This is a genomic window from Aquimarina megaterium XH134, assembly GCF_000520975.1.
GTDB classification, from domain to species: domain Bacteria; phylum Bacteroidota; class Bacteroidia; order Flavobacteriales; family Flavobacteriaceae; genus Aquimarina; species Aquimarina megaterium.
This window is the reverse complement of record NZ_JACB01000044.1, coordinates 64,448-85,099: the sequence shown is the minus strand read 5'-3', so window position 1 is coordinate 85,099 and position 20,652 is coordinate 64,448. Positions and strand designations below refer to the sequence as shown.

The window sequence follows — 20,652 nt, the reverse complement described above, 5'->3', positions numbered from 1 at the left end:
AGTAATGAGGAGTATCATATAGCCGATATGCTTCCTGGTACTATGGATTTTTATACCTATAGTGGTTCTTTAACGACTCCTGCATGTTCAGAAATTGTTACCTGGTATGTGGTTAAACAACCTATTCAGGCATCACATGCACAATTAGCGCAATTTAAGCAAATCATGCACGAAAATTTCAGACCAGTCCAAGCTTTAAATGGAAGAGTCGTTCGTTCTAATGATGATTAAAGGTTAAGTTTCCCCCACCACTTACCTAAATTGAGTGAGAAGAGGTTGTCTTTAGTAATAAGGGTAACCTTTTCTTCATTATTAAGATACAATATAGAGTAATCGTGATTTTGCAATAAATCTGCTATTTTTACGTTAAATTAACATAAAAGGTGTTAATTTTTAAATTAATCACCCCTTTCAATGAGATTCACTAAATAATTACACCCTATGATTAGTGCTCTTTTCCCCAATAAGCAATATTCATTTATACAAGAATCATTCTTACAATGCATTTCAGATGATGTATTAAAGATAATCGAAGAAAAAAAAACGGTTCTTAAACTTAAAAAAGGCCAGGTATTGTTTCATGAAGGAGCAATCCCAACTGTGATATATATATTAAAACAAGGAAAAGTAAAAAAATATGCTACTGGGTTAAATGGAAAAGAACATATTTTTCATTTGGTAGGAGAGAATAGAATTCTAGGGCATCATAATATATTATGTGATGAAACCTATTCTCATTCTGCTGCCTGTTTAACAGATTGTATATTTTATTTAATTCCAAAACACATTTTCTTTTCGATCATAGAAAATAATCAGGACATGTTGCATCGTTTATTGCAAAACATTAGTCATGAGTTTGGGGTGTTTTTAAATAATTCTAAGATTTTAGCTCAGCATAGTGTTAGAGAAAGAACGGCATTGTCTATTATAAAATTAGAAGAATTTTTTAACGAAGATACAATTATGAATGACGGAATTAGATTATCGAGAAAAGATCATAGCAATATAGTAGGAACATCTATAGAGTCTTTGGTTAGAGTTTTGCATGATTTTAAAGAAGAAGGAGTTATTGAAATCAAAGAGAATGCAATGCTCATTAAAGATATGGAAAAATTGATTGGTATAACTAATGTGATATAATTCTGATTAATTTTATAATAGTGTATACACTTTTCATATTTTCTGAAATCGTAATTATAGCCTAATGGTATAATTGTCTAACTAATTTCCCTATACTTAATCCTTGAACGATTATAGAAAATAATACAACCACATATGTTATATATAGAATTATTTCTGAAGAGGGATTATCTGTCAAACTTAATGCCAACGCGATAGAAATTCCTCCTCTTAAACCTCCCCAGGTTAATATGGTCACCGTTTTTATAGGGCTATTTTCTGAATGTTTCAGTAAAGAGTAGGGAATAAATACAGAAATAAATCGCGAAATTAATACAATCAAGATAGCTATACTTCCTAGAATAAGATGACTCAGGTCAAATTTTAATAAATGAATAGCTAACCCTATAAGTACAAACAAAATACCATTAAAAACATCATCAAGTACTTCCCAAATGTCATTGAGCATTTTTCTGGTTGCCCCTTTATTTGTAGCAATATTTAGTTTATTACCGATCATCATCCCTGCAACTACCATGGCTAATGGGCCCGAAACATGAATAAGGGATGCAAATGCATAACCACCCATCACAATTGCCAGGCTAATCATTACTGCCAATTGCGGATTGTCTTTTACAGATTTGATAGATTGATACCCAATAAGCCCAAGTAATCCTCCGTACACTATTCCACCAATAGCTTCTTCAAGAAAGAGTTTACCTATTTCAGAGGTTATAGAGCCTTCTATAGGATGTTCTCCCATCCCCGCAAGAATCAATATTGCAGAGAAAACTACTACTCCAATACCATCATTAAAAAGGGATTCTCCTTCAATTTTGATGCCTAGATTTTTAGCGATATTTGCCTTTTTAAGAATCGCCATTACAGCAATTGGATCTGTTGGAGAAATTAATGCACCAAATAGTAGAGCATGCAGAAAAGGAAGTTCGAGGCCAATCAATTGTGCGGCTCCAAAGGTTAATCCACCTACAATAATAGTAGAAATCACTACACCGAGTGTTGCAAATAAAAGGATGGGCCATTTTTCTTTTGCTAATTCGTCAATGTTTACATGTAACGCTCCTGCAAAAAGAAGAAAACTTAAGATCCCATCCAGCAGTAAAGATCTGAAATCAGAATTAGTAACAATATCACAAAAAAACTGATAGAATTCTGGGATAATACTTTTACTAATGGTTATGATTAGAATCGTAGCCAAACTCATCAGCATCAAACCAATTGTAGTAGGTAGTTTAAGCCACTTATAGTTCACAAAGTTGAAGAAAGCAGCGATAGCAAAAATGATGCTGAAAGATTGTAACATGTTTTCTAAGGTTTTATATTAATATATTTTTGAAGGCCTGTTTAAGTCCTTAATGGTATTAACATCTATTTGTAATTGATACCAATCTTCTAATTGTACTATATTACCAGTAAGTAATGATGGCTTTCCTATGTAGGGTAGTATCTTTTTATTGATCGGATTTCCCTTTAGGTCTGTAATTAGATAATATTCTGATATATTATTTTCGTCTGTAGTAGCCAATACAGGTGGAATCCCACCAGAAATACACAGCACAGCACAGCTTCTATGAATTTTTCCCTTCCCAGGCTTCATCACTCCAAAATAACATTTTGGATCAATGATTTCTCCTTTAAGTTCCATGTCTTTAACCAGCGATTTTGTTTGAGGTAATTTTTGCGAATTTGCTTTTTCAACCAACGTTATTTTCTCATCGTTTGTGATTTGTAATAATGTTTTTCCATTATAGTAAATAAGATTTCCTTCAATACTTACCATACTGCCAGATAATTGAGATATTTCATTTCTTATCTTTTTCAGAAATGGATTTGCACTGGATTTTCCAAAACCAAGCAATAGTATATTTTTAAAGGTATTTTCTGCTGTTTTAACTTTTAGCATAGGATAAGGCATCTCGTGGTAGACTCCCATAATTTTGGTATTGGTTGTTAGTTCGAATGTGCTGTTCTTAAAAGTGTTTTGGGTAAAAGCAAAAATAACAGCTATGGTTATTAGAGTGAGTATACCGAAGAATACAAAATTCGTTACCGTTTTTTTAGTTTTAACAGAAATATTATCAACATATCCGATGTAAAAATCATCCTCTTTATTTTCCATAAGTCTAATATTTAAAAGGTGATAGGTTCAACTTCTGTTCCTTCTGCAAGGGCTTCAGGTAGAACGTATATTTTGTTATTGTCATTTTTAAGTCGATAGGTAGCTATTTTTTCGGTAAAAGGAGGAGGCGATTGCCCATTGTGAGGTAGATATTGATACCCATGCCAGGGGCAAGTAACGCATCCGTCTACAACTTTTCCTTCACCGAGAGGACCACCCTGGTGTTTGCATACATTAGAGATAGCAGATAGTTTATTGTCATATTTAAACACAGCAATCCTTTCTTTACCTACAATAAATATTTTGGCTCTGTCTTCTGGTACTTCATCAATATCACATACATATTCCCATCCGTTTTCAATATGTTGAGTTTTAGTTTTATCTGCTTTGGTTTCCTTACTACCAGTAACCAAATGTAAGGTAGCAATAGTTATAAATCCTAAACTCATAATAGCAATAGACCCTATTGAGGGTTGCTGTTGTAAAGCACCAAGGAAAACATGTAGAATTATCAATCCATAGGCGAGATATACCATCATATGCAGGCGTTTCCATGTTTTGGGAGAAAGATTCTTTAGCCAGAAATCATGGCTGGTTGCCGCCATGAGAAACAGAATAACCAATGCAAAAAAGCCTAATACCTGAAAAGGAAAATTTGCCAGGGAACCATAATCCATATTAGATGTAAAAATGGCATAGATAGGGTTCACATTTCCTAAAGAATGAAATTGAAAAACAGAAAATCCACCATGAACTAGTGCAGCCAAAAACATGCTCACTCCCAGATGCCTGCGATTATATAATAAAGGCAAAAACTTAGAATTTAATCTGGCAAGAGGTCCAATAACTAATATGATATGCAATAAAGCAATGGCTAATGTCCCAAAAGCTCGTATAATCAGTGTTTCTACACTTGTTTCGTTATTAGTAATTATAGTGATTCCTATGAAACATAAAAGATAAATAAGCATGCCAATCACGATCCACTTATCATAGATCTTTTTGTTCCTATTCCAAAGTACTGGTTGATAATTTACTCCCATTATAATTCTATATTAACAATGTCACTTTTCTTTATTTCATCATAAATTCTGATACTTCTAATCTGTTTGTCAATTTCAAACATGTATACTCCTTTCTTATCCAAGACTCCTAAATAGGTGTCTTTTTTTTTACTTGGTAGAACTCCATATACAAGTGATGAAGCACTTTTTAAAGGTTTCTTCAAAATGATTTGAAGCGCGTTTAAGGAATTTTGTTCTTTTATACCGATAAAAAAACTATCGTCATCTAAAACTATCCGTTGCCCAGATAGTATAGGAGTTAGCGATAGATCACCATCTGTAAGCAAAGGTTCTTTGATACTTTTAATAGATAAGACGATTAATACTGGCATGATAATGATCAGTACTATCCATATAATTTTATGTGTTTTTCTTAATCCTGAGGTCATGAGTCGATTCTTGATTTATTAATTATTTTTAAAAGAAGAATGGGCCAAAGACCTATTGCTCCAGGAACCAGTAATAAACGAACTGTCCATTTACTTTCTGTAATCAATTCATCTAATTGAAATGCACCTTTGATGAAAAAATAGATTCCAAATAAAAAACCTATTCCAAAGTAAAGCGCTAAAAGACTTACTATAATCTGAACTACGATTATCATAACTATATAAGATTTACATCTGTTATTATTTCGAGTAAAGCAGGACCATTGTGATCTCTTAGTTTTTCCATTGCAGGAGTTAAATCTTCTAATTTCTCTACCCGTATTCCCAAAGCACCACAATTCTCTGCATAAGCAGCAAAACTTGGGTTATGTAATGAAGTTTGCCAAACATCTAATTCTGCGGCACGTTGTTCTTTAGAGATTTTACCAAGTTCAGCATTGTTTAATACGACATGCTTAATATTCATATTGTATTTTACTAATGTAGAAATCTCTGCCAGATACTGCCCTAAACCACCATCTCCCGATACAGACCATATGGGTCTTTCATGCCCTTGTGCTGCCCATGCACCCATTGCTGCGGGTAATGCAAATCCTATGGATCCTAAATATCCAGACATTAAAATAGATTGGTTTTGGGGTTCAAAATATCTACCGAAGGAGTAGGTGTTGTTTCCGACATCTACGGCAATCACAGCATTAGCAGGAGTTATTCTGTTCATTGCATCAAAAACGGCAATAGAGCTTAGCCCTTTACTACTAGAATCTTCGAGGCGACTTTGTTTTTCTTCTTTCCAAAGTTTCCACCGTTCTTCTATTTCAGGTTTTTGATCTATTGTATTTGTTTTTCCTTTTGTCTTTTTGGTAAGAATATCCAGCGTTTCTGAAATTTCTCCCCATAAAGCAGCATCAACTTTATGAAATTTACTTAATGCCATTGGATCAAAATCGACCTGAATGATAGGTTTTTTGGGAGTAATACCGGTATGATTAGAAAAAGAAGCTCCAAAAACGATAAGTAGATCACTTTCATTCATAAACCAGGAAGCAATGGGAGTACCACTTCTTCCTAAAACACCACATCCTAATTCGTGATCATCTGCAATAAGGCCTTTTCCCTTAAATGTGGTGATTACAGGACAATTAAGAGTTTTTGCATAATCAATAATACGAGCCATGTTAAAACGAGCTCCATGGCCAACAATGATAACAGGTCTTTTTGCCGAGAGGATCATATCACTTGCTTTATTGACCATTTCTTTTGGCGGAGAAATACCAAAAGTGGTAATTCTATTTTCTGGAGTTTGCGACTTTGCTTTATCGGGCTTTTTACTGAAAGCAACTTCATCAGGAAAAGTTAAATGCGAAACATCTCTTTTAATGAGTGCAGTTTTAATGGCTAAGGACATTAGTTCACTATGGTTAGAATTTTGATGAACAGCGTGGTTAAATTCTGCTACAGAATCAAATGCTTTGGTGAGATCTACTTCCTGAAAAGCTCCGGTACCGACCACTTGGGTGTTTACTTGCCCAGATAGTGCTAATAGTGGTGCACGATCTACTTTGGCATCCCACATACCGGTGAACATATTGGTTGCTCCAGGGCCTGCAATTCCAAAACAAGCAGCAGGTTTACCGGTAAGTTTAGCATAGCCCGAAGCAGCAAATGCGGCTGCACCTTCATGACGAATACCAAAGAAACGTAATTTTCCTTCTTTTTCCTGCCTTCGCATAGCATCTGCAACACCAAGATTACTATGGCCTACCATCCCAAAAACATTATCTATCCCCCAGTTAACCATAGTTTCAATCATAATATCAGAAACGGTCTCTGCGTGAGCAGGTTCTTCGGGAATACCTACATAAATAGCATTACCTTCTTCTTTAACATCAAAGGTGGTTACACCATCATCATAACCTCCAGGAGGAAGTCCTGTGCAAGGATCAAAATCCCAACCATGCCATGGGCAACGAAGCAAGCCATTTTCTATAGACCCTTCTCCCAATGGTCCACCCTGATGAGGGCATCGATTATCTAATGCCGAGAATTTTCCTTCAAAATGTGTTAAGCAAATACCTTGATGACCGGCAGTAACGGTTTGTACCCTTCCTTCGGGAAGTTTGTCTTTATTACCGAGTACTTTATACCATACGATTTCTTTTTCTGAAGCCATGATCGATTATTTTTTGGTGTTAACATTTGTTATTAAATTGGTCTTGCCTGATTTTTACTGCTCTAAATGAATATATGACTAGTGCAATCAGACCTAATAAAGCACTGATAATGCCTGCTATAGTAATGTATATGGCAGAGTCAAAATTGGTTTCTACGCTTCTATATACCCCAGAAACTAATGCAGAAATGACAAAACTGGCCACAGCGACATACAAGAAAACCATAGCACTGTTTAATAATTTAAGCTGTTTAAGTTTACGTGTAATGAGGACTTCTTTGATCGTTACTTCTACAATTAAGGTTTTAATCTCGGTACTGAGATTAACTAATAGGTTAGAAGTAGATAATATCAAAAGCCCAATACCAGGTATTATAGTTGCCGGAATATACCAATGTTCCATAGTGTTTAATTTTTATATGCCGTAAATGCTTCTTCAAAAAAGGCAATAATTGTAGTTTTATCTACTCCAGAAATAGGTAAAACAGCACCTTTAAATCCTTCACTATACCATTTCCCTGTTGTTAACGGTTTGAAATCAGAAGTATTAAGACCATCATGGCCTTGATATCCACTGATGTAGAAATAATAATCATTACACATCGTGTCAGGAATGGCAAGTCCCAGTCCTATGGCGAGACCAGATTCGTCTTCTAATGAAGCAAAAGCACCTGTATCAAAGTGATGAGGCCATATTCTAATTTCAGAACTTAATTGATTGTTTTGTAAAAATTCTTGAATAGCAAACTTGGATAGTTTTCTATATGCTATCAATTGTGACAATCTGTTTATATCTTTCAGTGTGTAGATGTAACTATCTGTTATAGTATATGGTAATTCGTAATGTAGAGCATAGGTATAAGGAGAATCGAGATCACTATCTTTTGCCATACGTCTTATCCATTGCAAAACTTCTGCATGCGAAGTACCGTTTAATTGCAATGTCTTTATTGTATTATGACTGGTCCACTCTAATGTGAAAAGGTGGTAATTAAGAGACAGCAAGTCTCCAGATGAATTGAGAGGTCTGGTGTATAAACTTCCTCTATCTGTAGAAAACCCCAGATTAGTGTGGCTATCATCACTTTTATTTTCTAGAAAGCTAATTCCTGCAGCTGCCAGGTATTGCGCTGCTAAATGCATTTGAGTAGTCATACTTTGTTGATTTATTAGTTAGTCTTCGTTAGAATTTTTATTTATTGTTTTAAACTAGGTTCTACATAACACCAGCATAATTGATACCTGCTAATCGGTGTATATCGTGATCAAAAGTTGAAAGGTCATTATGATTAAATTTTGAAATATCATCATATCCACAAGCTCTTGCAATAACCTTTATGAGGTCATTGGTCGCATCAAAATAATTATGTAGTTGCTTAGCAGAAGATTCTATAATCATTCTGCTTCTTAAAGATTCTTTTTGTGTTGCAATCCCTACCGGGCAATTATTACTTCCACAAGCACGCATCCCCAGACACCCAATTGCCTGTAAAGCAGAGTTAGATACAGCAATAGCATCTGCTCCCAGCATCATTGCTTTCGCAAAATCTTCGGCAATACGAAGTCCTCCGGTAATAATTAGCGTTACATCGTTTGCGCCTACTTTATCAAGATACTTTCGTGCTCTTGCGAGTGCAGGTATGGTAGGCACATTAATATTATCGCGCAAAATAGTAGGGGCAGAACCTGTTCCTCCGCCACGACCGTCCAGAATAATGTAATCTACGCCTACATCTAATGCAAACTGTATATCTTTCTCGATATGACTGGCAGCAATCTTAAAACCGACTGGGATACCACCAGTTCGTTCACGTACCTGATCTGCAAAAGCTTTGAAATCCTGTACACCATGAAAATCAGGAAAGGTTGCAGGAGAGATTGCAGTTTGTCCTTCTCGTAATCCTCGAACTTCTGCAATCTCTTTACTTACTTTGCTTCCAGGAAGATGTCCTCCGGTTCCTGTTTTTGCACCTTGGCCTCCTTTAAAATGAAAGGCCTGTACTTTATCTAGTTTATCCCACGAGAATCCAAATTGCGCAGATGCTAATTCATAAAAATATTTGGTGTTATTTTCCTGCTCCTGTGGTAACATTCCACCTTCTCCCGAGCAGATGCCAGTCCCTGCCATTTCTGCTCCGCGTGACAATGCTATTTTTGCTTCTCTAGAAAGTGCCCCAAAACTCATATCACTTACAAATAAAGGAATATCAATAGATAGAGGTTTTTGGGCATTGGGGCCAATAATTACTTTGGTAGCTACTTCTTCATGGTCTAACAAAGGTCGGTTGGCTAACTGAGCTGGCAGAAATTGGATATCATTCCATTTTGGTAAGGTGTTTCTATCTACTCCCATGGATGCAGAGAATCCATGATGTCCTAGGTTTTTTAAACCGTTTTTAGCTAATTCTTTAATATAACCTGTATAGGGTTCGGTTTCTTCGGGGTGAGTATCTGCATAAGCACCGAGGTATTCTTCCCGGTTAAATGGTTGTGGGTGATCTGTGATATAAGAGTTGATTTCAATTTCATCTACATAGAGATTGTCTCCTTCTGTTTTTGTGCTAAATTTATGTAAAACCTCGCTGTTGTTATACTCAGAAACACCAGTGTCATAGCGATAATCCCAACCATGTACCCCGCAGATAAGATTATGCCCATCGATATGACCATCCGCCATAAGCGCTCCCCTGTGTAAACATCTTCCGTATAATACAGAAATTTCATCATCATATTTTACAATGACCAAATCTAATCCATTTACCAAGGCGTGTGCAGGTTCTTTATTTTCTAAATTACTAAGTTGAGCTATTAAGATTGGTTGTTTCATCTATTTTTTTATTAGTTTAAGTAGAGCTTATTTTGATCGTAATCAGAATAAATATTGTATTTGGTCTCAAAACTTTAGTAAGACTTTCATTAGCTTACAATAATTGTTTTTATTTTTTAGATAAAACTGACTAATAATCATTTATTTACAGGTGTTGTTGTTTGCAAAAACAAACTCTAGTATAAAAGCAAATAGGCCTTGATTTATACTATTATACCTTGTATAGGTAATGCAATAGAGTATTCTTCTAGTTTATTAAATAGATTAATTTCTTTAGAAAACTATTGTTAGCACATATATTCAAGAAAATAGGTTATTAGTTAGTATTATTAAAAATACTCAATTCTAACTATACTATCTATCAATTAATTTTTTTATTTATTGATTATCAATGGTATAAGTTATTCGGGGAATGAAAAAATAGATTTTTGTATTGTACAGTGATTCGTTTAGAATGATTTCAACCTCTTTTTCAAGATTAAGAATTCGTTATTAATGGCCTTAGTTTTGGAAATATTTTTAATCTGAATTTTACAATTAATCAAAACTATGGTAAATATTTCTTAAACTCTATAATTTTACAAATAGTAAAATATTTTTCATTTTTGATGCTTAATATTTACTAATTGTAAAAAATTGAGAGAAACTAAATTTTCTAACCTAAAATTTATCTTACATGCTTGTATCGCTTCTTTCGGAGCATATTTTTGTATGTATGCATTTAGAAAGCCATTTAGTGTTGCGACTTTTGAGGGTTTTTCTGTTTTCAATATAGATTACAAAATCATATTAATTATTGCTCAAGTGCTTGGATATACTTTATCAAAGTTTTTTGGGATTAAAATAATTTCAGAATTAAAAACAGGAAAGCGTATATTTTATCTAATTGGGTTGATTCTTTTTGCAGAATTAGCATTACTACTTTTTGCGATCCTTCCTAGACCATACAATGCGGTTTCTTTATTTTTTAATGGTTTACCACTAGGAATGATATGGGGTATTGTGTTCTCATATTTAGAAGGACGAAAGTTTACAGAAATACTTGGAGTAGCTCTATGCTCAAGTTTTATTGTATCTAGCGGAATTGTAAAATCTATTGGTTTATATCTTATGAATACCTGGGAGGTATCTCAGTTTTGGATGCCCGCAACCACAGGGGCATTATTCATAATCCCATTAGTGTTTTTTGCATGGTTGTTAGAAAAGCTACCGGGCACTACTGAAGAAGATAAGAAAATGCGCTCTGCTCGTATGCCAATGTCTTCAATAGATAGAAAAAACCTGTTATACTCCTTTCTTGTACCTATTATAGGAATTGTAGTGTTTTATACGATTTTAACTGCATTTAGAGATTTTAGAGATAATTTTGCTCGAGAACTTTGGGATAGTATCGGTTATCAGGGGGATATATCGGTATATACCACTTCAGAAACTATCATTGCAGTAATAGTACTACTGATTTTGGGAAGTACATTCTATATCAAAAACAATGCAAAAGCATTGTATATCTACCATCTTTTGATTTTAACAGGTATCCTGTGTATTGGAATTTCTACGCTACTATTTCAGTTAGAAATATTAAACCCTTTTATCTGGATGGTGATTTGTGGTTTTGGACTCTACATTTGTTATGTTCCTTTTAATTGCTTGTTTTTTGATCGATTTATAGCAACATTTAAAGTAAAAGGTAATGCGGGGTTCTTAATCTATATAGCAGATTCTTTTGGGTATTTAGGCAGCATATCTGCTTTGTTATATAAAAATTTTGGACAAGCAAATTTAACATGGTTAGACTTTTTTATTTATGGAGCATATGGCGTAACAGTATTAGGAGTATTCTCCATACTGGGGTCCTTGCTTTATTTTAAAAATGCATATCAAACTCGATTAAAAACGATACAAACAGAATTACATTATGAAAAAATATGACCTCATTGTTGTAGGAGGTGGAGTGCTAGGTACGTTTCATGCATATCATGCACTGCAAAATGGATTACAGGTAGCCTTACTAGAAAAAAATAGAAGACCACAAGGAGCTACGACTCAAAATTTTGGACAAGTAGTTCCATCTGGGATGAATACCAAATGGCAAACCTATGGTAGGGAAAGTTTAAAAATTTATAAAGAGATTCAGCAACAATTTGATATTACCCTTCGAGAGAATGGATCTGTTTATCTGGCTTCAAATCATGAAGAAGTACAGCTCATCGAAGAACTTCATCAAATTAATAAGAACAACCAATATACCTCAGTAGTATTAACAAAGGAAGAATGCTTGAAAAAATATCCGGGATTGCGATCGGATTATATTGAAGCAGGATTATTCTTCCCAGAGGAAGTTACTGTAGAATCCAGAGAAATGATTCATCGATTGCAGGATTTTATGGTGAAACATATGAATCTGGCCTATTTTACTAATCAAAATGTAATCTCTTGTGAGGAAGTAAATACAACAATAAAAGTTACCTCTTCTTCCGAAGAAGTTTTTGAAGCCGAAAAAGTGATCATCTGTAATGGAAACGAGTTTAAAAACCTATACCCAAAACTTTTTAGTGAAAGTGATCTCGAAGTAACAAAATTACAAATGCTTCAAACTAAACCTCAATCGGGATATCAATTGCCAGGAAATATTCTAACAGGATGGTCGATACGGCGTTATGAAGCATTTACCGAGTGTGCTTCCTTTTCAGGGATTAAATCACAGGAAAATCCAGATTCACTTCAGAAAAAATGGGGAGTACATATTTTGTTTAAACAGGCGCCAGACGGATCTGTAATTGTTGGAGATTCTCATGAATATGCCGATGCAAAACATATAGAAGATTTGGGATATGATTTAGATATGAATATAGATGATTTTATGATTTCTGAGGCACAAAAAATCATTGATTTACCAACTTATGATATTCAAAATCGATGGTATGGGATGTATTCTCAGTGTAAAACGAAGGACGTGTTTCAGGAAACGATAGGTAGTAATATCCATATCATAACCGGAATTGGAGGAAAAGGAATGACAGGAAGTGCTGGCTTTGCAAAAGAGAATATTACAAGAATTTTTAATATATAAGTATGAATAAAAAAATTGAACTGGCTGTTTTTGATATGGCAGGAACCACAGTAAATGAAGATAATATAGTCTATAAAACCGTACAACAAGTCATTAATGACGAGGGGTATAACATTAGCCTGAATGATGTACTTGAGCATGGAGCAGGTAAAGAAAAACATCAGGCTATACAGGATATTTTGACTAGTGTTACTTCTTGTGAAGAAGTAAAAAGTACTGCAAAAAGAGCATTTTCTAATTTCAAGCCCATTTTAAAAAAACTATATAAAGAGTTAGACGTTGTAGCTTTTGAAAGAGTTGAAGAGTTATTTGATGTGTTGAAAAATAATAAAATAAATGTAGTACTTAATACAGGATATGATTCAAAGACAGCAAATCAGCTTATTACAAAATTAGGTTGGAAAAAAGGAGAACATTTTGATGCGTTACTCACAGCAGATGACGTAACTAATGGCCGACCACATAAAGAAATGATTTGTAAGGCAATGCAAATGTTTGATATTACAGATGCTTCTAAAGTATTAAAAGCAGGAGATTCTGCAATAGATATCGAAGAAGGTAAAAATGCGGATTGTGGAATTACCGTCGGCGTTTTAACCGGAGCACAAAATAGAGAACAACTAGAAAAAGCGAAACCAGATTTTATTGTAAATGAGTTAATAGAGTTGATCAATATTATATTTTATTAGATCAACGTTTTAATTGTTTGTTTCTGAAAACCGCCTTTTGGCGGTTTTTTAATGTTTATTAAGAAGTGTAAAAGTTAACTAATAGTGAAATTTGCTTTATGAAAATAAATGCTCTGTATTAATTTAATTATCAAATGATTAAATGATTATTTGAATAGTTTTTAATTTTAATATTTGTATAATTTTGATTCAAAATGTTACTAATATTAAAAAATCAACTTATGAAAACAAATCTCTTTTTTAAACTTACTTTTCTTGTTTTCCTGGTATTTATGACAGGATGCGAAGAAAATCTACCGACCGACCCTAACAATACATCAAAACAAACATCGATGCCCAAAAAAGTATTACTGGTGGGGATCGATGGATTACAATTTGAAAGGATTGCTGCCCTCAATACCCCAAACCTGGATAAACTACATATTTCGAAAGCCTATACTGGTGGGATCAAAGGAAATTTGAGTCAGCAAGCAACATCAAGCGGCCCGGGATGGACATCAATTTTAACAGGAGTCTGGAAAGATAAACACGGTGTGCCTAATAATAGTTCGGGAACATACAAATCTAAAGTCAAAAGCATATACAGACTTATCAAAGAAAATAAAAACAATACATCTATAGCAAGTATTGCAACCTGGAGCCCAATTCACGAATTCTTACAGAATGATATGTCTCTGGTTGATTATCGAAATGAGGGAGGTAGTGATGCTAATTCAACTAATCTGGGAGTACATCAAATATCAAATAGTAATCATGATTTGGTATTTATTCATTTAGATAATGTCGATATTGTAGGGCATGCATCTGGGTTTGGTAGTGCATATGACAATGCAATTATCACTGCCGATCAGCAATTGGGGCGACTAATGAATGCTATTACACAACGCTTAGCAACCAAGAACGAAGATTGGTTGATTATGGTTACTACAGATCACGGCAGAAATTCAAACGGAGGATATAGTCATGGAGGAACTACAGAATCTGAAAAAACAATATTTATCGGAATGAACAAACCCGGAAACGAGGAATTCAAATCTAAAATATCAAATCTTCCAAATACCGATTTTAATGGCTTGTATGGATATCCTGCACAGACATCTATTGTACCTACGATATTAAGACATATGGAAATCAATATTGAAACCAATTGGCAATTAAGTTCAGCTCCATTAATAGGTGCCGATGGGCCAAGAAAGTTGCTGTTTGTTAATAACAATCAAAATGAATTATTCTGGGTATCGAATAGTGGAAGTAATGCAGAGATCTACAAAAACAATCAATTAGTTACTACAGTGCCTGCTTCTCAAGGGAATTATCTAGACACAGCAACAAATGATGGGAAAACAACATACACTATTAGAATCGAAGAATCTACTGCATCGATAGAATCAAGGAATCAGAATTTAAAAATTATAGCATGTTTAGATTGGAATGATATTCTAAACAACAGAGCATATTTCTTTAGAAATGATGGGCAATATATACGTTATAATAAGCTAAAAGATGAAACAGATTCGGGATATCCAAAAGAAACAAGTAATAGTTTGTGGCCTGGATTAGGAGCTTACAAAGAATTGATCACAGCAGCATTTAAATGGAATAATCATAAAGGATATTTCTTTTTATCAGATGGTAGGTACTTGAGATATGATATGAATGCAGATAAAGTAGATAATGGATATCCCGCTTTGATTAATAATAACAACTGGCCAGGCCTTGAAGGTTTGGGAGATAAGATTGTTGGAGCCGTAAACTGGAATAATGATAAAGCTTATTTCTTCTTAAATGATGGGACTTATACTCGCTATAGTATTACAAATGACAGTGCAGACCCTGGCTACCCCAGATCTATAAATAATGGCAACTGGCCTGGATTAGGAAATTATGCCACTTCTATCTCATCAGTTGTAGATTGGAATACGAAGTACGTATATTTCTTTTTAACAGATAATACATATATAAAATATGATAAGCAAAAAGATGCTATGGTTTCAGGGTATCCAAAAAATGTGGGTGATACTACATGGCCAGGAATTTTAGACTAAAAAAGACAAACTAAATAAAAGGCTGCCTTTGGTGGCCTTTTTAATTTCCTTTATCTAAAAAGAAATATAAAACAATCATTTTAGAAGATGTTTCTCCACGATTTACAGGCACATGAGGAATCCGTCCATCAAAGAAAATCGAATCTCCCTCTTTCAAAAGAACTTCTTCGTCTCCAATAATATAATGGCATTCTCCGGTTAGGATATATTTAAATTCATAAGCATCAGTTTCTACTTTATTACGTTCAGAACCTGGTTGCACTTCCAAAAAGACAGCTTCAAATCCAATAGAAGAAAGCTGTTTGCCAAAAATGTATTTGTAGCTAAATCCAATAGCATCATCCTCTTTTTCGATAACACTGTACTCAGAAGCTCTGGTAACTAAAAATGTAAAATTAGTCTGACTAGGCATCCCATTAAAAAAAGCAGGAATCTCTATATCGAGCGCATTGATAATATTTAATAAAACCGGTAAAGAAGGTATAGTTCTTCCGTTTTCAATTCGGGAAATAAGCCCATTACTAACTCCAGCTTTAGTGGCAATGTCATTAATGGTTTTTTTATCACTTTTACGGATTTCTTTTAGACGCTTACCAATACCTATTAAATAATCTTCCATTTGTTTGTAAATAGTAAATAATAGTACAACAATATTCTTAAAAGTAAAGACAAAGAAAATGTTTCTGATCGTAAGATCAGGGAAATAATAGGTATTATTTAACAAAATTATGCTTTTTGAAATACTACATATAGTGTTTTTTGGATTTGCTATGTACTTTACCAGAAGAATAAATGTGCTGTAATATGACATTTGTCATGTTTTTTTTAAAACGCAATACTTTTATTAGCGTTGTGAATTCTCAATGGATATACATACTCATCTATTTGCACTTTCTCATTAAGAGAAACCCAGAATAAGGTTTGCCTAACCTTACGCCTATTTATTTCGTATTAATCATTTTAACATTACAATTTATGCCTAGATATCATTCATTGGGAGAGATTCCTCATAAAAGACATATCACTTTTAACAACCCTAAAGGTGGGTTGTATCAAGAAGAATTATTTGGAACAGCAGGTTTTGCAGGAATGTCATCACTTATCTATCATCTATATCCCCCTACAGTTGTTTCAGAAATTAAAAGAGGTAAAGACATCACTCCAAAAATTGCGATCGATAAAAACATGAAAGCGATGAGTTTTCAGGGGTTTTCACTTCCTAAAGGAGAAGAATTTCTGGAAAGCAGAAAAATACTATTTACCAATAATGATCTAAAGATCGGTTTGGCTGCTCCCATAGCATTTTCACAAGATTATTTTTATAGAAATAGTGATGCAGACGAAATGCTGTTTATTCATGTGGGTTCGGGGACATTAAAAACAATGTATGGGAATATTCCTTTTAAATATGGAGATTATTTAATTATACCAAGAGGAACAACATATCAGATAAATTTTGATACCGAAACCAATAGAATACTATTTATCGAATCATCAAGTGCAATAGAATCGCCTAAACGTTATAGAAATAATTATGGGCAGTTTTTAGAACATTCTCCATTTTGTGAACGTGATTTTAGATTACCACAAAATTTAGAAACGCATGATGAACAGGGAGAGTTTAAAATCATTTCTAAAAAACAAGATGTATTATGGGAATATACCTATGCCAATCATCCTTTTGATGTGATTGGTTGGGATGGTTTTAATTACCCATTTGCTTTTTCAATTTTTGATTTCGAACCCATAACAGGGCGTATACATTTGCCCCCACCAATACATCAGCAATGGGAAGCTGCAGGATTTGTGGTCTGCTCTTTTGTGCCAAGATTATATGATTACCACCCTAAAGCGGTTCCTGCACCGTATCATCATAGTAATATTGATTCTGAAGAACTACTGTATTATGTAGATGGCGATTTTATGAGTAGAAATAATATCCAAAAAGGGCAAATTACATTACATCCGGGAGGTATTCCTCACGGGCCTCATCCAGGAGCAATAGAACGAAGCGTTGGTAAAAAATCGACAGAAGAACTTGCAGTTATGATAGACCCCTTTAATCCTATTATGATTACAGAAGAAGCAATGAATTTACAAGTAGATGATTATTATAAATCCTGGAAAACCAAATAGGTTTTTCACTTAAAAATTTAAAGACATGCCAGATTTAAAAAATATAGAAAACTATAAATACAGTTTAGAGAAAATATTTCCTGAAGCCGAAGATTTTTTACCGCTTTTAGGAACAGACTACGTAGAGTATTATGTTGGAAACGCAAAACAGGCAGCTCATTTTTATAAAACAGCACTTGGGTTTCAGTCTTTGGCTTATGCAGGTTTAGAGACAGGTCTAAAAGACAGAACATCCTATGTTGTCGTACAAGATAAAATACGTTTGGTCTTTACCACACCAATGCCAGGTGGAGAAAGTGAAGAAATATATGATCATATTCAAAAACATGGTGATGGAGTTAAAGTTATTGCATTATGGGTCGAAGATGCTCGTAAATCCTGGGAGGAAACTACAAAAAGAGGAGCAAAATCTTATTTTGAACCAAGAGTAGAAAAAGATGAAGATGGAGAAGTAGTGCGATCAGGAATACATACTTATGGAGATACAGTACATGTTTTTGTTGAACGTAAAAACTACAACGGGACATTTCTTCCGAAGTTCGAAAAATGGGAATCTCACTACAATCCAACAAGTTGTGGTTTAAAATATATCGATCATATGGTAGGTAATGTAGATTGGGGTCAAATGAATGTTTGGGCAAAATTCTACAATGAAGTGATGGGGTTTGCAAACCTGATCACCTTTGATGATAAAGATATTTCTACAGAGTATACGGCTTTAATGAGTAAAGTAATGACCAATGGGAATGGAAGAATTAAATTTCCGATAAATGAACCCGCCGAAGGCAAAAAGAAATCTCAAATTGAAGAATACATAGATTTTTATGGTGGAGCAGGATGTCAGCATATAGCCGTTGCTACAGATGATATTGTATTTACGGTTAGCGAAATGAAAAAACGAGGGGTAGAGTTTCTATATGTACCAGGAACGTATTATGATACCGTTGGCGATCGTGTTGGAGAAATAGCAGAAGATATGAAACTTCTTAAAAAACATGGGATTATGGTAGATAGAGATGAAGAAGGGTATTTGCTTCAGATTTTTACTAAACCATTGACCGATAGGCCCACATTGTTTTTTGAAATTATTCAACGCAAAGGAGCACAATCTTTTGGAAAAGGAAATTTTAAAGCCCTGTTTGAATCTATAGAAGCAGAACAGGCAAGACGAGGAACATTGTAGAAATGTACTTATAGAATAGGCTGCCCTTTAAAGAAACGTTACATTATTAAAGATAGGAGGGGTTATACCATCTTTGTTGTAATAATCTTTACTGGGCAAGCTTTTTGAGCCTGTACACAATCATCATAAATAGTGTTATCGGGAGATTTCAGGGTGTGGAAACCTTTTTTATCTGTGGCATGTAGTAGTACTGTTTTTCCATCTTTTTTAGACATCTGAAAATGGGTAGGGGCCATTTCTACACAATAATTACAACCAATACATTTTTCGCGCTGTAGGGTAACTACTACCATTATTCCTGAACGATTTTATAAAGTTTATCAGATGGGCGTATTCTAAAATTAGTAGGAATAGTGCACGAATCTCCTTTTTGTGCAGTATCTAATCGCTCATCGTTTACCATCATCTCTTTAAGTTCGAACTCTTCTACTCCTGTTGTAGGGCCCGTAATTAAAATGGTATCTCCCAGTTTAATATCATAAGCTTCAATTTTAAACTCAGCGATGCTGGGCTTAGGAAAAAAGTGAACACCTTTACCGATGTATACTTTCTTTTGTGTGGCTTTGGATCCAGAAACATCACTCCATTCTCCTAATTTTTGCCCTAAATAATACCCACTCCAAAAGCCTCTGTTGTATACTTTTTCTAATTCTTTCATCCAGTGATCGACTTTGGTTTTGGTAAAGTCTCCATTGGTACAGGCATCTATGGCTTCACGATACGTCTTAATTACTTTGGCTACATATTCGGGAGCTCGCCCACGGCCTTCAATCTTTAATACTTTGGCCCCTGTGTCTATAACCTGATCTAAGAAATCTAATGTGCATAAATCTTTTGGAGACATGATATATTCATTATCCAATTCCATTTCAAAACCAGTTTCCTGATCTACAACACTATATTTTTTTCTACAATTTTGTTTACAGGCACCACGGTTGGCAGAGGAATTATGCGAATGCAAGCTCAGGTAACATTTACCAGACACCGCCATGCAAAGTGCTCCATGACCAAAAATTTCAACTTCAATTAATCTCCCCGAAGGGCCTTTAATTTGTTCTTTCTCTATCTGATCACAAATTTTCTTTACTTGTCGTAAACTTAGTTCCCGGCTCATTACCATAGTATCTGCAAAAAGAGAATAGAACTTTACCGTTTCAATATTGGTGATATTGATTTGAGTAGAAATGTGAACTTCCATATCGATCTGTCTGGCATAGGCTATAACAGCTTGGTCCATCGCAATTACAGCAGTTAGATTTGCTGCTTTGGCAGCATCTAATAACGTTTTTATAATCGATAAATCGTGATCATAGATTATAGTATTTAGTGTAAGGTATGTACGTACATTTTTTTCGGTACAGCGACGCGCTATTTCAGGTAAATCCGCAATCGTAAAATTTATGCTAGCTCTGGCTCGCATATTTAATTGATCTACTCCAAAATAAACAGAATCTGCTCCATTATCAATAGCAGCTTGTAGAGATTCAAAATTACCTGCTGGTGCCATTAACTCCATTGTTCCTGTTGGGGTCATATTTTCTTCATTAATTCAAGTACAAAAATACATTATTTTTCATCTTTTTTGATGTAAAAATTTAGGGGTTAAGAGTTCTTATTTTTAAAACGCAAATGTATGTTATTTGCTGAATAAAAATGATATTTAAAATCATTCTTTTTTATTCTTTTAGATAGAGGTAACATGTTGATTTGTAAGCATGTAAAAATAACTGTTTTTGAGGTCAGGAAAGCCTGATTCGAGGAATGATAAAAGTCATATTTAGCCCTTTTTCTTGTCGATATTTTTGTTACATAATTCA

20 protein-coding genes are annotated in these 20,652 nt (G+C 34.3%); 8 read left to right on the top strand and 12 right to left on the bottom strand.

Annotated features, from left to right (window positions below):
* Together Z053_RS29140 and Z053_RS29135 are read left to right on the top strand one after the other, a co-directional pair.
* A partial coding sequence (locus tag Z053_RS29140; protein ID WP_174412105.1) for a carbonic anhydrase family protein occupies positions 1-231 on the top strand: 231 nt, incomplete at its 5' end.
* Positions 232-441: 210 nt separating this feature from the next.
* Positions 442-1,140, top strand: a complete 699-nt coding sequence (locus tag Z053_RS29135; RefSeq protein ID WP_025667168.1) for a Crp/Fnr family transcriptional regulator — start codon at positions 442-444, stop codon at positions 1,138-1,140.
* 61 nt (positions 1,141-1,201) lie between these two features.
* Here the strand turns inward: Z053_RS29135 and Z053_RS0122215 are convergent, their stop codons facing one another.
* The 9 genes from Z053_RS0122215 to Z053_RS0122175 form a co-directional block, all read right to left on the bottom strand.
* On the bottom strand, positions 1,202-2,443 hold the full coding sequence (locus tag Z053_RS0122215) for a cation:proton antiporter (protein WP_025667167.1): 1,242 nt from the start codon (positions 2,441-2,443) through the stop codon (positions 1,202-1,204).
* 18 nt (positions 2,444-2,461) lie between these two features.
* The gene (locus Z053_RS30460) at positions 2,462-3,259 is read right to left on the bottom strand and encodes a hypothetical protein (protein WP_025667166.1); all 798 of its coding nucleotides are present in this window, start codon (positions 3,257-3,259) and stop codon (positions 2,462-2,464) included.
* Between the two features lie 11 nt (positions 3,260-3,270).
* Complete coding sequence (locus Z053_RS0122205; protein ID WP_025667165.1) at positions 3,271-4,302, bottom strand: Rieske 2Fe-2S domain-containing protein; 1,032 nt, start codon at positions 4,300-4,302, stop codon at positions 3,271-3,273.
* Positions 4,302-4,712, bottom strand: coding sequence for a superantigen-like protein SSL4 (locus Z053_RS0122200; RefSeq protein ID WP_025667164.1), 411 nt, complete (start codon positions 4,710-4,712; stop codon positions 4,302-4,304). Before Z053_RS0122200 ends, Z053_RS0122205 begins: the two co-directional genes overlap by 1 nt.
* On the bottom strand, positions 4,709-4,927 hold the full coding sequence (locus Z053_RS0122195) for a hypothetical protein (RefSeq protein WP_025667163.1): 219 nt from the start codon (positions 4,925-4,927) through the stop codon (positions 4,709-4,711). The genes Z053_RS0122200 and Z053_RS0122195 overlap by 4 nt, the downstream gene beginning before the upstream one ends.
* A 2-nt stretch (positions 4,928-4,929) precedes the next feature.
* Positions 4,930-6,885 (bottom strand): thiamine pyrophosphate-binding protein, encoded by a 1,956-nt coding sequence (locus tag Z053_RS0122190; protein WP_025667162.1) that lies wholly within the window; start codon positions 6,883-6,885, stop codon positions 4,930-4,932.
* Positions 6,886-6,904: 19 nt separating this feature from the next.
* Positions 6,905-7,288, bottom strand: coding sequence for a DUF2721 domain-containing protein (locus tag Z053_RS0122185; protein ID WP_025667161.1), 384 nt, complete (start codon positions 7,286-7,288; stop codon positions 6,905-6,907).
* 5 nt (positions 7,289-7,293) lie between these two features.
* Positions 7,294-8,040: a hypothetical protein gene (locus tag Z053_RS0122180; protein WP_025667160.1), complete on the bottom strand. Its 747-nt coding sequence runs from the start codon at positions 8,038-8,040 to the stop codon at positions 7,294-7,296.
* Between the two features lie 61 nt (positions 8,041-8,101).
* Positions 8,102-9,712, bottom strand: a complete 1,611-nt coding sequence (locus tag Z053_RS0122175; RefSeq protein WP_025667159.1) for a glutamate synthase-related protein — start codon at positions 9,710-9,712, stop codon at positions 8,102-8,104.
* Between the two features lie 636 nt (positions 9,713-10,348).
* Here Z053_RS0122175 and Z053_RS0122170 point away from each other — a divergent pair.
* The 4 genes from Z053_RS0122170 (at position 10,349) to Z053_RS0122155 (ending at position 15,516) form a co-directional block, all read left to right on the top strand.
* Positions 10,349-11,641, top strand: coding sequence for a DUF5690 family protein (locus Z053_RS0122170; protein ID WP_025667158.1), 1,293 nt, complete (start codon positions 10,349-10,351; stop codon positions 11,639-11,641).
* Positions 11,625-12,782, top strand: coding sequence for a TIGR03364 family FAD-dependent oxidoreductase (locus Z053_RS0122165; protein WP_152538374.1), 1,158 nt, complete (start codon positions 11,625-11,627; stop codon positions 12,780-12,782). The genes Z053_RS0122170 and Z053_RS0122165 overlap by 17 nt, the downstream gene beginning before the upstream one ends.
* A 2-nt stretch (positions 12,783-12,784) precedes the next feature.
* Positions 12,785-13,471 (top strand): phosphonatase-like hydrolase, encoded by a 687-nt coding sequence (locus Z053_RS0122160; RefSeq protein WP_025667156.1) that lies wholly within the window; start codon positions 12,785-12,787, stop codon positions 13,469-13,471.
* A 221-nt stretch (positions 13,472-13,692) separates the two neighbouring features.
* Positions 13,693-15,516, top strand: coding sequence for a hemopexin repeat-containing protein (locus Z053_RS0122155; RefSeq protein ID WP_051476119.1), 1,824 nt, complete (start codon positions 13,693-13,695; stop codon positions 15,514-15,516).
* Positions 15,517-15,556: 40 nt separating this feature from the next.
* On the opposite strand, the gene Z053_RS0122150 is transcribed toward Z053_RS0122155, so the two are convergent.
* Positions 15,557-16,135, bottom strand: a complete 579-nt coding sequence (locus Z053_RS0122150; protein ID WP_025667154.1) for a helix-turn-helix domain-containing protein — start codon at positions 16,133-16,135, stop codon at positions 15,557-15,559.
* A gap of 356 nt (positions 16,136-16,491) precedes the next feature.
* Here Z053_RS0122150 and Z053_RS0122145 point away from each other — a divergent pair, with 356 nt between their 5' ends.
* Both Z053_RS0122145 and hppD read left to right on the top strand, forming a co-directional pair.
* Positions 16,492-17,652, top strand: coding sequence for a homogentisate 1,2-dioxygenase (locus Z053_RS0122145; RefSeq protein ID WP_025667153.1), 1,161 nt, complete (start codon positions 16,492-16,494; stop codon positions 17,650-17,652).
* 25 nt (positions 17,653-17,677) lie between these two features.
* Positions 17,678-18,835, top strand: coding sequence for a 4-hydroxyphenylpyruvate dioxygenase (hppD, locus tag Z053_RS0122140; protein WP_025667152.1), 1,158 nt, complete (start codon positions 17,678-17,680; stop codon positions 18,833-18,835).
* A 62-nt stretch (positions 18,836-18,897) separates the two neighbouring features.
* Here the strand turns inward: hppD and Z053_RS0122135 are convergent, their stop codons facing one another.
* Together Z053_RS0122135 and Z053_RS0122130 are read right to left on the bottom strand one after the other, a co-directional pair.
* Positions 18,898-19,128: a ferredoxin gene (locus Z053_RS0122135; protein WP_025667151.1), complete on the bottom strand. Its 231-nt coding sequence runs from the start codon at positions 19,126-19,128 to the stop codon at positions 18,898-18,900.
* Complete coding sequence (locus Z053_RS0122130) at positions 19,128-20,369, bottom strand: peptidase U32 family protein (protein WP_025667150.1); 1,242 nt, start codon at positions 20,367-20,369, stop codon at positions 19,128-19,130. The genes Z053_RS0122135 and Z053_RS0122130 overlap by 1 nt, the downstream gene beginning before the upstream one ends.
* Positions 20,370-20,652 lie beyond the last annotated feature (283 nt).

Coding starts and splice junctions, on each gene's coding strand:
- Z053_RS29135 (WP_025667168.1), top strand. CDS start 442: ATGATTAGTGCTCTTTTCCCCAATAAGCAATATTCATTTATACAAGAA.
- Z053_RS0122215 (WP_025667167.1), bottom strand. CDS start 2,443: ATGTTACAATCTTTCAGCATCATTTTTGCTATCGCTGCTTTCTTCAAC.
- Z053_RS30460 (WP_025667166.1), bottom strand. CDS start 3,259: ATGGAAAATAAAGAGGATGATTTTTACATCGGATATGTTGATAATATT.
- Z053_RS0122205 (WP_025667165.1), bottom strand. CDS start 4,302: ATGGGAGTAAATTATCAACCAGTACTTTGGAATAGGAACAAAAAGATC.
- Z053_RS0122200 (WP_025667164.1), bottom strand. CDS start 4,712: ATGACCTCAGGATTAAGAAAAACACATAAAATTATATGGATAGTACTG.
- Z053_RS0122195 (WP_025667163.1), bottom strand. CDS start 4,927: ATGATAATCGTAGTTCAGATTATAGTAAGTCTTTTAGCGCTTTACTTT.
- Z053_RS0122190 (WP_025667162.1), bottom strand. CDS start 6,885: ATGGCTTCAGAAAAAGAAATCGTATGGTATAAAGTACTCGGTAATAAA.
- Z053_RS0122185 (WP_025667161.1), bottom strand. CDS start 7,288: ATGGAACATTGGTATATTCCGGCAACTATAATACCTGGTATTGGGCTT.
- Z053_RS0122180 (WP_025667160.1), bottom strand. CDS start 8,040: ATGACTACTCAAATGCATTTAGCAGCGCAATACCTGGCAGCTGCAGGA.
- Z053_RS0122175 (WP_025667159.1), bottom strand. CDS start 9,712: ATGAAACAACCAATCTTAATAGCTCAACTTAGTAATTTAGAAAATAAA.
- Z053_RS0122160 (WP_025667156.1), top strand. CDS start 12,785: ATGAATAAAAAAATTGAACTGGCTGTTTTTGATATGGCAGGAACCACA.
- Z053_RS0122155 (WP_051476119.1), top strand. CDS start 13,693: ATGAAAACAAATCTCTTTTTTAAACTTACTTTTCTTGTTTTCCTGGTA.
- Z053_RS0122150 (WP_025667154.1), bottom strand. CDS start 16,135: ATGGAAGATTATTTAATAGGTATTGGTAAGCGTCTAAAAGAAATCCGT.
- Z053_RS0122145 (WP_025667153.1), top strand. CDS start 16,492: ATGCCTAGATATCATTCATTGGGAGAGATTCCTCATAAAAGACATATC.
- hppD (WP_025667152.1), top strand. CDS start 17,678: ATGCCAGATTTAAAAAATATAGAAAACTATAAATACAGTTTAGAGAAA.
- Z053_RS0122135 (WP_025667151.1), bottom strand. CDS start 19,128: ATGGTAGTAGTTACCCTACAGCGCGAAAAATGTATTGGTTGTAATTAT.
- Z053_RS0122130 (WP_025667150.1), bottom strand. CDS start 20,369: ATGACCCCAACAGGAACAATGGAGTTAATGGCACCAGCAGGTAATTTT.